Origin of the sequence: Dolichospermum planctonicum, assembly GCF_005402965.1 — a bacterium.
Classification (GTDB): Bacteria; Cyanobacteriota; Cyanobacteriia; order Cyanobacteriales; family Nostocaceae; genus Dolichospermum; species Dolichospermum planctonicum.
In genome coordinates, this window is record NZ_BJCF01000006.1 from 130,589 (window position 1) to 146,380 (window position 15,792).

General features: G+C 39.6%; 12 protein-coding genes. 8 read left to right on the top strand and 4 right to left on the bottom strand.

From position 1 onward, the window contains the following. Window positions 1-101 precede the first annotated feature (101 nt). From FFO06_RS04920 to panD, 4 genes are all read left to right on the top strand, one after another. Complete coding sequence (locus FFO06_RS04920; RefSeq protein ID WP_137907019.1) at window positions 102-884, top strand: DUF4231 domain-containing protein; 783 nt, start codon at window positions 102-104, stop codon at window positions 882-884. Between the two features lie 153 nt (window positions 885-1,037). Beyond that, window positions 1,038-1,226, top strand: coding sequence for a TLTLP motif-containing protein (locus tag FFO06_RS04925; protein WP_137907020.1), 189 nt, complete (start codon window positions 1,038-1,040; stop codon window positions 1,224-1,226). 195 nt (window positions 1,227-1,421) lie between these two features. Further along, the gene (locus FFO06_RS04930) at window positions 1,422-1,940 is read left to right on the top strand and encodes an inorganic diphosphatase (protein WP_137907021.1); all 519 of its coding nucleotides are present in this window, start codon (window positions 1,422-1,424) and stop codon (window positions 1,938-1,940) included. A 163-nt stretch (window positions 1,941-2,103) separates the two neighbouring features. Next, window positions 2,104-2,493, top strand: a complete 390-nt coding sequence (gene panD / locus FFO06_RS04935) for an aspartate 1-decarboxylase (protein WP_137907022.1) — start codon at window positions 2,104-2,106, stop codon at window positions 2,491-2,493. A gap of 9 nt (window positions 2,494-2,502) precedes the next feature. Here panD and FFO06_RS04940 read toward each other — a convergent pair whose 3' ends face one another. Further along, the gene (locus FFO06_RS04940) at window positions 2,503-3,171 is read right to left on the bottom strand and encodes a dienelactone hydrolase family protein (protein ID WP_137907023.1); all 669 of its coding nucleotides are present in this window, start codon (window positions 3,169-3,171) and stop codon (window positions 2,503-2,505) included. Window positions 3,172-4,327: 1,156 nt separating this feature from the next. Here FFO06_RS04940 and FFO06_RS04945 point away from each other — a divergent pair. After that, complete coding sequence (locus tag FFO06_RS04945) at window positions 4,328-9,268, top strand: DUF4347 domain-containing protein (RefSeq protein WP_137907024.1); 4,941 nt, start codon at window positions 4,328-4,330, stop codon at window positions 9,266-9,268. 907 nt (window positions 9,269-10,175) lie between these two features. On the opposite strand, the gene FFO06_RS04955 is transcribed toward FFO06_RS04945, so the two are convergent. Together FFO06_RS04955 and chlP are read right to left on the bottom strand one after the other, a co-directional pair. Then, window positions 10,176-10,379, bottom strand: a complete 204-nt coding sequence (locus FFO06_RS04955; RefSeq protein WP_137907026.1) for a hypothetical protein — start codon at window positions 10,377-10,379, stop codon at window positions 10,176-10,178. A 333-nt stretch (window positions 10,380-10,712) separates the two neighbouring features. Continuing rightward, a complete protein-coding gene (gene chlP, locus FFO06_RS04960) occupies window positions 10,713-11,933 on the bottom strand; it encodes a geranylgeranyl reductase (protein WP_137907027.1) in 1,221 nt (406 codons plus the stop codon). A 236-nt stretch (window positions 11,934-12,169) separates the two neighbouring features. Here chlP and FFO06_RS21850 point away from each other — a divergent pair, with 236 nt between their 5' ends. From FFO06_RS21850 to FFO06_RS04970, 3 genes are all read left to right on the top strand, one after another. After that, window positions 12,170-12,580, top strand: a complete 411-nt coding sequence (locus FFO06_RS21850; protein WP_236097066.1) for a hypothetical protein — start codon at window positions 12,170-12,172, stop codon at window positions 12,578-12,580. 171 nt (window positions 12,581-12,751) lie between these two features. After that, window positions 12,752-13,366, top strand: a complete 615-nt coding sequence (locus FFO06_RS21855; RefSeq protein ID WP_236097067.1) for a DnaJ domain-containing protein — start codon at window positions 12,752-12,754, stop codon at window positions 13,364-13,366. Window positions 13,367-13,832: 466 nt separating this feature from the next. After that, window positions 13,833-15,281, top strand: coding sequence for a glycoside hydrolase 100 family protein (locus FFO06_RS04970; RefSeq protein ID WP_137907028.1), 1,449 nt, complete (start codon window positions 13,833-13,835; stop codon window positions 15,279-15,281). Between the two features lie 27 nt (window positions 15,282-15,308). Here FFO06_RS04970 and FFO06_RS22265 read toward each other — a convergent pair whose 3' ends face one another. Beyond that, a complete protein-coding gene (locus FFO06_RS22265) occupies window positions 15,309-15,431 on the bottom strand; it encodes a hypothetical protein (RefSeq protein ID WP_268904584.1) in 123 nt (40 codons plus the stop codon). Window positions 15,432-15,792: the final 361 nt, after the last annotated feature.

Below are 15,792 nucleotides of genomic sequence, written 5' to 3' on the forward strand. Positions count from 1 at the left end.
TGTAATATGAATTATTGGTTGTAAAAATACTTTTTACAACGAGTTTCCTCACTCGTCAACTCAACATTACCACAATAACTACAACTACACCGGGTAAAAATATGCTGTTTTTTTTGAAGTTGATTGATTATTTATTAGTCGCAGTTGCGATCGCATCATTTGCTATTATTTATTTTGATTCTAGCAATCAAGAATATGTAATCGCTGCCTCCGTTGCTTTAACTCTTGCTATTGGTTTGTTTATCTTCAATAGACAATCAGTAAATAGCGCCAAAAAGAAAGCAGAAAAAAATCAAATGTCAAAAAAAGCTAAACTTTATACATCTTTGTTAAGCAAAGATACTCAATTAGACCATAACACAGTTTTGCCAGCACGAGCTAAAGCTTTAGAATATTCTCAAGAATTGATTGACGATTATAAAAGTTCTAGGGATCTTAACAGAACTTTATACTACGTTTTGCAAATTTCTACCGTAATTCTCTCAGGTGTGACACCAATTTTAGTTCTAGTTGATAAATTAGAAGCAGGACAGCCGTGGTTAAAATGGCTACCTGTTATCTGTCCAGCAGTTGCTTCCATTGTGGCTAGTGTCGTCACATCATTTCCCTTTGAAAAAAATTGGATGGCGGCTAACACAGCGGTGGAATTGTTAGAATCTGAACAGGAAAAGTTTATTTTAGGAATCACTCCAGCCTATCGTTGTTATGATATTCCAGAAGAGGATAAACAACAACAAAAAATTAGTCAGGCTGTAGAACTATTTATTAATCAAGTCAATAGCATTCACTTGCCGCAAGTACAACAAAAAACTGATTCAGACCCCGCAAATACAGAAAAACAAGACGCACCAAAACCAGAAGAAGCAACTACAGAAAAAAAGTAGCCCCATAGTCGGGACTAATTGGGTGCAGAATCTGCACCCAAATGTCAGATATTCCTGACATTGCGGTTTATAGTCAAAAAATAGGTAGAATGGTGATACATACTCTCCAAAAGAGAGCCAACCTACCAGTGATCTGATTAACTGCAACTTTGTATGAATTTAAATAGCCAGTCTGCCAATTCTTGTGATACATCTTCCCAGCGCTTGGCAGACATTGTGGGAACAATGATCGCTCTGATAACTCTGATTTTACCAGTATTTATCATTGCCCACTACTCTTCACCCAATGTTGAAAACAATCAGCCCTCTTTAACCTATAACCTATCTAACACCGGAGATTAAATACAAATAATAGACATCTGTTAAGTAATAATACTTATGATTAGCACCGAAAAAACTTAACAAGAATTAACGTTTCACAGAATTTACAACAGTTAACCAGGAATTTTGAGGAAAAGATCCACAATGCCTTAAAATTTGACACTGGGAGCAAAAATATCTGCTGCCCCTGTTCACTGTTAATATAGGAGTTTTATTGTGGATTTATCTCTTATTCCTGCCCAACCCAAACCAGGTGTACTTAACGTCTTAATTGAAATTGCTGGTGGGAGTAAAAATAAATATGAATACGATAAGGATTTACAAGCATTTGCCTTAGATCGCGTTCTCTATTCTTCGGTAAAGTATCCTTATGACTATGGTTTTATCCCTAACACCTTGGCAGACGATGGCGATCCTTTAGATGGTATGGTGATCATGGATGAGCCAACTTTCCCCGGTTGCATCATTGCTGCTAGACCAATTGGTTTTTTAGAAATGATTGATGGTGGTGATCGTGATGAAAAAATTCTTTGTGTTCCCGTCAAAGATCCACGCTATGCTCATGTAAAGTCCCTCAAAGATGTATCCCCCCACAAATTAGAGGAAATTGCGGAATTTTTCCGTAGTTACAAGAATTTGGAAAAAAAGGTAACACAAATTCTCGGTTGGCAAGATGTGGAAAAAGTAGCCCCCTTAGTAGAAAAGTTTATTCAGGCTGCTCAAGGAGTAATCTAGTATTTCCCATGCAAGTGAGGTACAAGAAGTCATAATTAAACGCAAGTACCTCATGAGACAAGGATTCGCTATATAATGGGTAATGGTAATATCAATTACTAATTACCCCCTAAATCAATAATTGTGGAATCATTCTGGTTGCAAAAAAAAATTTTTAATCCCAATGCAGCGTACTTTCTTGTTAGCAAAAATTCATAACTGTACCCTCACAGGAGCAAATATTAATTATGTGGGTAGTATCAGCATTGACGAAATTCTCTTAGAAAAAGCTGGTATCTTTCCCTATGAGCAAGTACAAGTAGTGAATATTGCTAATGGTGAGCGTTTTACTACTTATGCTATACCTGCGGTAGCTAATTCAGGAGCTATAGAATTAAATGGAGCAGCAGCACGTTTAGGTGTAGTAGGCGATCGCTTGATTATTATGACTTACGGCCAGTTTACCTTGGAAGAGTTAAAATGTCACTCTCCTACTGTTGTGATTGTGGATGCAAAAAACCAGTTATTAGACGTGCGAAATTATGCTGCTGGGGAAGCGAGGGAAGAGGTGTAAGTCCTGTTGTTATTTGAGGTAGTGTGTAAACCATTCCCTTGCTAAATGTGCTACAGCCGCCAATTTACCTGGTTCTGCAAATAAATGTGTAGCCCCAGGAACAATCTCCAACCGTTTGATTGAGTGTAACTGTGCCATTGCATCCTCATTAATCGCTATTACAGGCAGATCATCACCACCAACAATCAACAATGTTGGCGCTTTGACTTGAGGTAATGCTGAACCAGCTAGGTCAGGTCGTCCACCACGAGAAACAATAGCTTTCACAACTTCCCCCCGTTCCGCAGCAGCCACAAGAGCCGCACCCGCTCCCGTACTAGCACCAAAGTAACCTATCTTGAGTTGTTGGGTATCTGGGTTCTGTCGCAGCCAGTCCGTAGCTCCAACTAAGCGGGACGCTAACAAACCAATATCAAAGCGTAAATGTCTTGTCCGCAAGTCAATTTCTTCCTCTTCCAGAGTCAGCAAATCAAGTAATAAAGTTGCCAGTCCTGCTTGTTGTAATACCTCAGCAACATAACGATTACGGGGACTGTAACGACTGCTACCACTACCATGGGCAAATAAAACTATCCCGATAGCACCATGGGGGATCACCAAATTACCCTCTAGGTTCACATCACCTGTGATCACTGATACTAGTTGTTCCTGGGGGTCCTGTATGAATGTTCTATCCATAACCAATAAATCAAGAATTACTTGTGCTATTAACCCGATAATTCCTTTTTAATAATTCCCATAATTTTATACATCCATCTTTAATCAGTTGACAGGTGATAGGTGACAGGTGATAGGTGATAGGTGATAGGTGACAGGTGCTACGCCACGGGGACAGGTGACAGGGAATAGGTGACAGGTGACAGGGAACAGGGAACAGGGAACAGGGAACAGGGAACAGCTTTTTGAGTAGGGTGTGTTAGCTGTATTCGTAACGCACCTTTGGTAAAGACTTTGGGTATAGCATAGCGATAGCGAAGCGCTGCTGCAAGCAGTTCGCCATATAATAGCGTAACGCACCATTTTAAATCATTGACATCATCAGAAAATCCCCCTCCTCATCCTGTACATCCTTTCATCCTGGATATCCTGATTCTGACAAAATTGACAAAGGATTTTAAATATGTTATCCTGATCTTGATAAGGAAGAACTATCTTAAGGAGTGCGGAGTACAGAGTTAGAAAGTGGGGAGTATGAAGAAGAGGATGAAGAAGATAACCCCGCACCCCGCACCCCGCACCCTCATCAGAAAATCCCCATCTTCATCCTGTAAATCCTTTCATCCTGGATATCCTGATTCTGACAAATGTAAAAGCATAAATGTTACCAGAGTATATAGTAACCCACCATCTTTAATCATCATCAAAAAATCCCCATCTTCATCCTGTAAATCCTTTCATCCTGGATATCCTGATTCTGACAAATGTAAAAGCATAAATGTTACCAGAGTATATAGTAACCCACCATCTTTAATCATCATCAGAAAATCCCCATCTTCATCCTGTACATCCTTTCATCCTGGATATCCTGATTCTGACAAATGTAAAAGCATAAATGTTACCAGAGTATATAGTAACGCACCATATTAAATCATTATCCTGTACATCCTTTCATCCTGGATATCCTGATTCTGACAAATGTAAAAGCATGAATGTTACCAGAGTATTATGTATATGACACTAATTAACACATATTAAATCTAAAAATATACGGTTGTACTTCTGACTTTAATCAATTACCATCATATTATTTATGACAAGATTTTATTACGTGAAGTTGCTCATTTTCTACCTTATATAACAAAAACCTACAGTACCAGGTGTAAAGGAAAAAAATATGTCTAACAACTCTTTTCTCCGTCAAACCGCAACAACAATTGTTTTTATAGATGCCTCCCTTTCCGACTATCAGACCCTGCAAACAGGAATTATCGAGGGCGTAAAAACAGTTATTATTTCCCCAGAGCAAGACGGAATTGAGCAAATTAGCCAAATTTTACAACAACATCCCCACATCACCACCATTCACATCCTTTCCCACGGCGCGCCTGGATGCTTATATTTAGGCAATAGTCAATTAAACTTAACTAATATTCATAATTACACCCAACAATTACAACAGTGGCAACCTCAGAATATTTTACTATATGGTTGTAACGTCGCTGCCGGAGACGCTGGGACAGAATTTATTCACAAATTACATCAAATTACCAACGCCACCATTAGCGCCTCCACCACAAAAACCGGCAATGCAGCATTAGGGGGAAATTGGCAGTTAGAGGTGAATATTCCCGTTACAGAGACATTCCATGGCACATCTCTACATTTGTCAGATATTGTTGCAGACACCCTCCACAGCTACCAGGGAGTATTTGCACCCACATTAGTCGGAGTGTGGGATATTTTAAGCTATGCCAATGCTGTGACAGTGGTGGGTAACTATGCTTACGCTGTAGGGGATACACTAGACATCATTGATATTAGCAACCCTGCCATACCCGTTGTCAAGGGAAGTTACAAGATTTCTAATGGTCGTGGTGTGCAAGTAGTCGGTAACTACGCTTACGTAGCTGATGGTAATTCAGGACTACAAATCATTGATATCAGCAACCCCACAACCCCCACCCTCAAGGGCAATTATGATACATCTGGCTGGGCTAGAGGTGTGCAAGTAGTCGGTAACTATGCTTACGTAGCTGATAGTGGTTCAGGACTACAAATAATTGACATCAGCAACCCCACTACCCCCACCCTCAAAGGCAATTATAATACATCTGGCTGGGCTATAGGTGTGCAAGTTGTCGGTAACTACGCTTACGTAGCTGATAATGATTCAGGACTACAAATAATTGACATCAGCAACCCCACTACCCCCACCCTCAAAGGCAATTATAATACATCTGGCTATGCTAGAGGTGTGCAAGTAGTCGGTAACTATGCTTACGTAGCTGATGCTGGTTCAGGACTACAAATCATTGACATCAGCAACCCCACAACCCCCACCCTCAAGGGCAATTACGATACATCTGGCAATGCTTCGGGTGTGCAAGTAGTCGGTAACTATGCTTACGTAGCTGATTATTGGTCAGGACTACAAATAATTGACATCAGCAACCCCTCTAACCCCACCCTCAAGGGCAATTATAATACATCTGGCATTGCTTGGGGTGTGCAAGTTGTCGGTAACTATGCTTACGTAGCTGATAATGATTCAGGACTACAAATAATTGACATCAGCAACCCCACAACCCCCACCCTCAAGGGCAATTATGATACTTCTGACTATGCTTGGGGTGTGCAAGTAGTCGGTAACTATGCTTACGTAGCTGATAATGATTCAGGACTACAAATCATTGACATCAGCAACCCCACAACCCCCACCCTCACAGGCAATTATGATACATCTGACTATGCTTGGGGTGTGCAAGTTGTCGGTAACTATGCTTACGTAGCTGATGAGTATTCAGGACTACAAATCATTGACATCAGCAACCCCACAACCCCCACCCTCAAAGGCAATTATGATACATCTGGCTATGCTTGGGGTGTGCAAGTTGTCGGTAACTATGCTTACGTAGCTGATAATGATTCAGGACTACAAATCATTGACATCAGCAACCCCACAACCCCCACCCTCAAAGGCAATTATAATACATCTGACTATGCTAGAGGTGTGCAAGTAGTCGGTAACTATGCTTACGTAGCTGATTCTGTCGGTGGTTTAAAGATTATTAATGTCAGTGAGTTTAATAACCAAGCACCCACTAACCTCACACTCTCCACCAGCACAATTGCAGAAAACCAAATTATTGGTACAGTGATTGGTAATCTCACCACCACAGATCCAAATACAGGAGACACCTTTACTTATAGCTTAGTCACCGGGGACGGTGCAACAGATAATAGTTTATTTACCATTAGCAATAATCAACTTACCACCAACGCTGTATTTGACTTTGAAACCAAAAACAGTTACAGCATTAGAGTCAAAACCACAGACCAAGATGGGTTATCCTTCGAGAAACAATTAACCATTGGTGTCAGTAACGTTAACGAAACTCCTACTAATTTAACTCTCTCTAACAACACCGTTGCGGAAAATCAAATTATTGGTACAGTAGTGGGTAATCTCACCACCACCGACCCAGACACAGAAAACACCTTTACCTATAGTTTAGTTACAGGAGATATTGCAACAGATAATAGTTTATTTACCATTACCAATAATCAACTTACCACCAACGCTGTATTTGACTTTGAAACCAAAAACAGTTATATCATTAGAGTACAAACCACCGACCAAGATGGGTTATCCTTCGAGCAACAATTAACCATTGAAATAACTGACCTTAACGAAGACGAAAGCTTTACCATCACACCCCAACAAGATATCATAGATGCTCAAGATGGAAACGACACCATCACCAGCATATTCGCCAATTTACAACAACAAGACACCATTGATGGTGGTAATGGCACAGATACCTTAATTATCACCCAAGGAACAGATAATGATTTTATCTCCATAGATACCAATAACATCACCAATCAATTAGATATTCCTGACACAACAGTATTCGGATTTGAAAACTTTGATTTAAGCAGCTTTACAGGTACAGTCAGCTTTTTAGGGACCGCCGCTAATGATTGGATTAAAAGTGGTACAGGAAACGATGATTTAACTGGTGGAGATGGTGATGATTATCTCAACGGGGGAACAGGTACAGACCTTTTAATCGGTGGTCAAGGAAATGATACCTATGTCGTAGACAATATTGGCGATATCATTTCTGAAGGTTTAAATCGTGGTATTGATACCGTAGAATCTTCCATCACTTGGACCTTAAACACTTGGACATTAAGAAACCTAGAAAACCTAACATTACAGGGAACAACCGCCATTAACGGTACAGGTAACACCCTCAATAATATCATTACAGGTAACGCAGCAGCTAACGTTCTGACTGGTGGTGCAGGTGCTGATACCCTCATTGGTGGCGCTGGTAATGATACCTACTATGTGGATAATACAGCAGATACCATCACAGAAAACCTGAATGAAGGAACAGATATTGTTTTCAGCATTATTGATTACACATTGGGGGATAACCTAGAAAACCTAACATTACAGGGAACAACTGCGATTAATGGTACAGGTAATGACCTCGATAATATCATTACAGGTAACGCAGCAGCTAACGTTCTGACTGGTGGTGCTGGTACTGATACCCTCCTTGGTGGTGCTGGTAATGATTCCTACTATATGGACTCCACAGCAGATACCATCACAGAAAACCTGAATGAAGGAACAGATAGCGTTTTCAGCACTGTAACTTATACTTTAACCACCAACTTAGAAAACCTAACGTTACAGGGAACAACTGCGATTAACGGTACAGGTAACACCCTCAATAATATCATTACAGGTAACGAAGCCGATAACGTTATTACCGGTGGTACGGGTGCTGATACCCTCCTTGGTGGTGCTGGTAATGATACCTACTATGTGGACAATACAGCAGATATCATCACAGAATTAGGAGGATTAGGAGGACAAGAAACAGATAGCGTTTTCAGCACTGTAACTTATACCTTAACCACCAACTTAGAAAACCTAACATTACAGGGAACAACCGCTATTAACGGTACAGGTAACACCCTCAATAATATCATTACAGGTAACACTGGTAATAACGTTCTTACTGGTGGTACAGGTGCTGATACTTTAATTGGTGGTGCTGGTAACGATTCCTACTATGTGGACTCCACAGCAGATATCATCACAGAAAACCTGAATGAAGGAACAGATAGCGTTTTCAGCACTGTAACTTATACCTTAACCACCAACTTAGAAAACCTAACGTTACAGGGAACAACTGCGATTAATGGTACAGGTAACACCCTCAATAATATCATTACAGGTAACACTGGTAATAACGTTCTTACTGGTGGTACGGGTGCTGATACCCTCATTGGTGGTGCTGGTAATGATACCTACTATGTGGACTCCACAGCAGATATCATCACAGAATTAGGAGGACAAGGAACAGATAGCGTTTTCAGCACTGTAACTTACACTCTCAGCACCAACTTAGAAAACCTAACGTTACAGGGAACAACCGCTATTAACGGTACAGGTAACACCCTCAGTAATATCATTACAGGTAACGCAGCAGCTAACGTTCTTACTGGTGGTACGGGTGCTGATACCCTCCTTGGTGGTGCTGGTAATGATACTTACTATGTGGACAATACAGCAGATAGCATCACAGAATTAGGAGGACAAGGAACAGATAGCGTTTTCAGCACTGTAACTTATACTCTCACCACCAACGTAGAAAACCTGGTTTTACAAGGAACAACCTCTATTAACGGTACAGGTAATGACCTCAATAATACCCTCGTTGGTAACGATGGTAATAATTTCCTCTATGGTGGTACAGGTGCTGATACCTTCGTTGGTGGTTTGGGTAACGATACTCTGTATTTAGGAAACGATAATGCTGTAGATAACGTTAATTACGTTCTTGGTGATGGTACAGATACAGTTTACCAATTTGTGCGCGGTGTCGGTGGCGATAAACTGAACTTTACAGGTATTGCCAATTTTGATGTGATTACATCAGGTAATTCTACATTAGTGCGAATTGGAGATGGTATTATTGGTAATCCTGGTTTTGGTACTGGTCAATCATTAATGACTTTATCCGGTACATCAGGATTTAATAGCACCAATGCGAGTTTAAACCTGTTTGGAGGTACTTTCCTATTTAGTTAATAGCTTTGTTGGGTCTTCTCAACCCAATAACTTAGGGACTTTGTTGTTAGGACTTTGTTGGGTTACGTTGTGGCTTAACCCAACCTACAATTATCTTTGTTGTTAGGACTTTGTTGGGTGACGCTGTGGCTTAACCCAACCTACAATTATCACAAGACGCAAAAGAACCGCGAAAAATTTTATTTTTAGGTGTTGACAAAGGATTTGAAATATGTTATCATAATTTTGATAAGGAAGAACTATCTGAAATTAGGTGACAGGTGACAGCTGACAGGGAACAGGGAATAGCTTTTTGAGTAGGATAGCGATAGCGAAGCGCTGCTGCAAGCAGTTCGCTATATAATAGGGTAAGTTCAGATTGAGTGAGGTACACTTTGTGCAGGCAAGATGCCTGCACCACAAGAGTTTTATTTTATTATTAATATCTGTACTTGAGGTGAAGACTTTGGGTGTAGCACAGCGATAGCGAAGCGCTGCTGCAAGCAGTTCGCTATATAATAACTATATAATATAGTAACGCACCATATTAAATCATTGACATCATCAAAAAATCCCCATCTTCATCCTGTACATCCTTTCATCCTGGATATCCTGATTCTGACAAATGTAAAAGCATGAATGTTACCAGAGTATATAGTAACGCACCATCTTTAATCATCATCATAAAATCCCCATCTTCATCCTGTACATCCTTTAATCAGTTGACAGTTGACAGTTGACAGTTGACAGTTGACAGTTGACAGTTGACAGTTGACAGTTGACAGTTGACAGTTGACAGTTGACAGTTGACAGTTGACAGTTGACAGGAAACAAGACGCAAAAAAACCGCGAAAAATTTGTTTTTTAGGTGTTGACAAAGGATTTGAAATATGTTATCCTAATCTTGATAAGGAAGAACTATCTGAAATTAGGTGACAGGTGACAGCTGACAGGGAACAGCCAAATAGTAGGGTGTGTTAGCGACTAGTAACGCACCGTTGTTAAAGACTTTTGGTGTAGCATAGCGATAGCGAAGCGCTGCTGCAAGCAGTTCGCTATATAATATAGTAACGCACCATTTTAAATCATTATCCTGTACATCCTTGCATCCTGGATATCCTGATTCTGACAAAATTGACAAAGGATTTGAAAAATGTTATCCTCATCTTGATAAGGAAGAACTATCTTAAATTTAAAAGTAGGTGTGTTAAGTAGGTGAACGGAAAAAAACCGACACAAGTAACGAAAAGTAAAGTTGCCCAGTTCCCAGTTAAGAGTTCCCAGTTAAGAGTTAAGAGTTCCCTTCTCATAACGACAATTTTTAACGCCAACCTACTTAGCGACAGTGTAACCCACCATTTTAAGTAATTTACATTTTGCGTCTCTGCGTGAGAAAAAAATATGTAATTTATTCACCCAAAAAAAGAAGCCCAGAAACGAATTTCGGGCTTCTGATTTCTTATATTTAAGGTGCAAGGGCGTTACCACGAATTAAACTACCAATGGTTTTAGCGGTAATTTTTAATTGGGTAAAGGGGTTAGCAGGAACTACAGTTTTATAAAGATAACTGTCAAAAGTTAGCTTTTGTACGTCCATATCATCACACATTTCTACAAATGCTTCCCGGGTAGCATCGGAACGATAGAAGACGGTTTGTAGAATGTCTAAGACTTTGTAAGTGAGTCCGTATTTCTTATCCCAACGTTTGAGGTAAAGTTTTAAATCTCGTTCTGTAGGTATCCGCGCTCCATTGTTGGAAGTTTCGACAATGGTTTCTGCACACATTCTCCCAGATTTGGCCGCAAAGTAAATACCTTCACCGGAGGATTTAGTGACATAACCAGCAGCGTCTCCTACTAAAGCAATGCGTCCCACAACGCGACGGGGACGGGGATGTTCGGGTATGGGGTGGGCTTCTACTTTGATGATTTTACCACCGGCTAGTTTTTCAGAAGCACGGGCGCGAATACCTGCTTGTAATTGTTTAATACTGGCTTTGTTAACTTGCATTGTGCCAGTACCTACCGCTACGTGATCATATTTGGGAAATACCCAAGCGTAGAAGTCGGTAGAAACATCGTCACCAACGTACATTTCCGCCAGGTCATTATAATAGGCCATTTTATCTTGGGGGAGACGAATGCGTTCTTGGAAAGCGATCGCATAATTATAATCTCCAGCACCCATATCCTTAGCAATGCGGGAATTTGCGCCGTCCGCACCAACGATTAAATCCACCTTGAGGCTTTTAGTCACGCCCTCGGACCCGTCTCCTGTATGGTCAACATAATGGATGGTATAGGGGTCAGTATTGTTCCCAGGAATATCAACCTTATGAACAGTGGCGTTAATTAAATTCGCCCCTAATTTGGCCGCCCGGTTTCGCAAGAAACCATCTAGCACTTCTCGGCGGCACATTCCTATATATTCGTCTTCATTTATCAAATTGATATCAACCTCACGATTAGAGGGAGAAATCATTTTCATTTTCCGTACCCGACGGTCAATAATTTCTGGAGGTAAATCAAACTCATTCACCATACAGAGGGGAATAGCACCCCCACAAGGTTTGGCGTTATCTAATTTCCGCTCAAACAAGTATGTTTCGATTCCAGCTTTCGCTAAAGTTTCAGCAGCGCATGAACCCGCAGGTCCAGAACCAACAACAGCAACCCGTAGTGTCAAAGGTTTTCTCCTAATTATCAATATTTTCCCAAAGTATCCTATCACGGACTTTTAGCTGGCCTCCCCCCTTAGCCTGGGGTTTTCACACAAAATACAATATTCCTTAATATTTCGTCATCAAAATGGCATATTTTATGTAGAGTTACTATCTCAGGACTTACACAAAACAAAACGACACGAGAGTGAGGGCAATTTTCCGGTATATGAAACCAATATCCCAACCAGGTGCAATATTTATGACCACAGGAACGTTAACAGGTGCAACTATTTCCTCCACTGTGGGTGGTATGGGAATAGTTGGCGGCTTTGGTGGTATGGGAATAGGTGCGGCTTCTGTAACGGCTGCGGGTGCTGTTATTAGCCCTGCTGCTTATGGTGCTTTTGAGGGAATGAGAACAGGGGATACAGTAGCTTTTGGTGCCATGGGTATTGGTGCTATGAGTGGTTTTGGGATTTCTCATATAATCGGTAATATGGGATTTGTCGCGCCTAAAGTTGGGTTAGCATTCGGTATTGGTACTGTACCCATAGCGGGAATTGGTGCAGTTTTAGGACTTGCTGCTTATGGTGTGGCTAAATTATTAAATGATTCTGAATTTCAAGAAACCCCCATGCAGCTTTTTGAACGTATGGAAGAGAAAATTTGACAAAATGATGATGATCATGATCATTATCATTATCTTGCAGCGTTACTAAAGTTATCTGGTGATGATCTTCATGGCAAATTTACGGACTTAGAAATTGATGATGAGTTAGAAAAATTAAAGGCAAAGATAAATAGTCAAACTGCAAAAAATGAACCCCATAAAATATTAACTATGGCTTCTCAAACAATGGGAAATTGGCAATGTGTAAAAACTCTCAAAGGACACACAGCTAAAGTGAATAGTGTAGCTATTCATCCTAATAATAAAACTTTGGTGAGTGGTAGTAATGACAGACAAGTTAATTTATGGAATTTGCAAACTGGCAAATGTCTTTATATTTTTTCTGGACAAGCGGAAGCTGTTTTATCTGTGGCTATTATTGCTATTCACCCAGATGGTAAAATTGTTGCTAGTAGTAGTCAAGAGGGAATTATCAAACTTTGGAATTTTCAAACTGGGGCATTATTGGCAACTATTTCTGGTTTTAGTCCCCTAGTTTTTAGTCTAGATGGTACAATGCTGATTAGTGGTGATCAAGGTGGGACTATCAAGATTTGGCAACTTGACAGCAGCGATAATTTACCATTAATTGGGGAATGGTGGGAAATTTTAGGCGTAGAACCGAAAACTCACCCCAAAGATGTCAAACTGGCCTATCTGAGATTAGCTAAATTATATCATCCTGATATTAACAGTTCTGTTAGTGCTAAAACTGCCATGCAAGCAGTTAATCAGGCATATCAAAAGTTTCAGCAGCAATTAAAGACACATAAGACACATAATTGATCATAAAATCAGTGGAAATTTGGAAATTCTGCCCTATAAACTCGATTTTTTCACAGGCTATCAAAGAAAGATAGCTTTATCAGTATTAATAACTAGATTTTTTGAATTTTCTGATTTTTTTGAGTTTTTTTGAATTTTTGTGAATTGTTTATGTTGCATATTTTCAAAAAACGTTATAAATTGTTAAGTTGTAGGGGAATAATATTTTTTTTGATTTCAATAGCAAATTCCTGATCAAGTATGTATACTAAAATTCTGTGATTCTAATACACGGAATGAGGTGTATTTTCAGAAGTTAAGAAAACTGCTAAATACTATGCAGTTAGGTTTTTACATTGACTAAGTTTTAGTATTTTGACTGGATTGATATTTGCTATTTCAAAGTTATGATGAAAATGGCATAAACAATAATTAAAGGTGTATCTACTCCCAAAAAATCTACTATCTAAATGGAGTTAGTCTGGAAATGCAACTAAATAAATTAGAGACAAGTCAAAATATAGAAAATGAAGCATGGCAAGTATTAGAGAATTCAATTCTCTACTACAAAGGTCAGCCTGTAGGTACTGTAGCCGCTTATGATTCATCCGTAGAAGCATTAAATTATGACCAATGTTTTATTCGAGATTTCGTTTCTTCGGCGTTAATTTTTCTGATTAAAGGTAGAACAGATATTGTCAAAAACTTCCTAGAAGAAACATTAAAGTTACAGCCTCAAGAAAAAGCATTAGATGCCTATAAACCCGGTAGAGGTCTAATTCCAGCCAGTTTTAAAGTCGTTTCTGCCAATGGGGAAGAATTTTTAGAAGCTGATTTTGGTGAACACGCTATTGCTAGAGTGACACCAGTTGATTCTTGTTTATGGTGGTTGATTTTATTGCGGGCTTATGTAGTCGCTACCAATGATTCATCTTTAGCTTATCAACCTCAATTCCAAACAGGAATTAGGTTAATTATGGATATCTGTTTGGCTAATCGTTTTGATATGTACCCAACTCTATTAGTTCCCGACGGCGCGTGTATGATAGATAGACGTATGGGTATTTATGGACATCCTTTAGAAATTCAAGTTCTGTTTTTTGCGGCTTTACGTGCAGCGCGAGAACTGCTAATTTGCCAAGGTAATCAAGATATTATTGAAGCCATTGATAACCGTTTACCTTTATTATGTGGTCATCTTCGTCAGCATTATTGGATAGATATTCATCGTTTGAATGCGATTTATCGGTTTAAAGGAGAAGAATACGGTAAAGCTGCGGTTAATCTTTTCAATATTTATGCAGATTCTTTACCCTATTATGATTTAGATAAATGGCTACCCAGAAAAGGGGGTTATTTTGCGGGAAATGTTGGACCATCACAAATGGATACTCGTTTTTTCACCCTCGGAAACTTAATGGCTGTAATTTCTGATCTTTCTACAGAAGAACAGTCTGAAGCAATTATGAATTTGATTGAAAAAAGATGGGAGGATTTAGTAGGAGATATGCCTATTAAAATCTGTTATCCTGCTTTACAAGGTGAAGAATATCGAGTAGTAACGGGGTGTGATCCAAAAAATATTCCCTGGTCATATCATAATGCCGGAAGTTGGCCTGTTTTAATGTGGATGTTAGCAGCAGCAGCGGTAAAAACCAAAAAACCAGAATTAGCACAAAAAGCCATTGAAATTGCTAAATCTCGACTGAGTGAAGATGAATGGCCAGAATATTATGATGGTAAAAAAGGGAGATTAATTGGTAAACAAGCGAGAAAATATCAAACTTGGACAATTACCGGTTATTTATTAGCGCAGGAATTAATCAATAATCCCAATCATTTATCATTAATTAGTTTTGATGAATTACCCCCAGAAACCATTTCTAGAGCCTGTGAATTTGAAATTGGCAGTATAGATCCTTTCATGAATCATTAAGCTGTACTGCATTTAATTTCTATGATTTTAGCGGGCATCTTGCCCGCTCCACAACATGGTGCGGGGTGCGGGGTGCGGGGTGCGGGGTGCGGGGTTATCTTCTTCATCCTCTTCTTCATACTCCCCACTCTCTAACTCTGTACTCCGCACTCCTTAAGATAGTTCTTCCTTATCAAGATAATGATAACATATTTAAAATCCTTTGTCAACACCTAAAAAACAAATTTTTCGCGGTTTTTTTGCGTTAATTGTTGCTTTGTGGGGTAATGTCAGAATCAGGATATCCAGGATGAAAGGATGTACAGGATGAAGATAGGGATTTTACAGCAGTTTCCGATCTTATGATATTAATGATAAAAATCTTGTGGTGCAGGCATCTTGCCTGCACAAAATGTACCTCACTCAACCTAAACTTACCCTATTATATAGCGAACTGCTTGCAGCAGCGCTTCGCTATCGCTATCCTACCTCCAAAGTCTTCACCTCAAGTACAGATATTAATAATAAAATA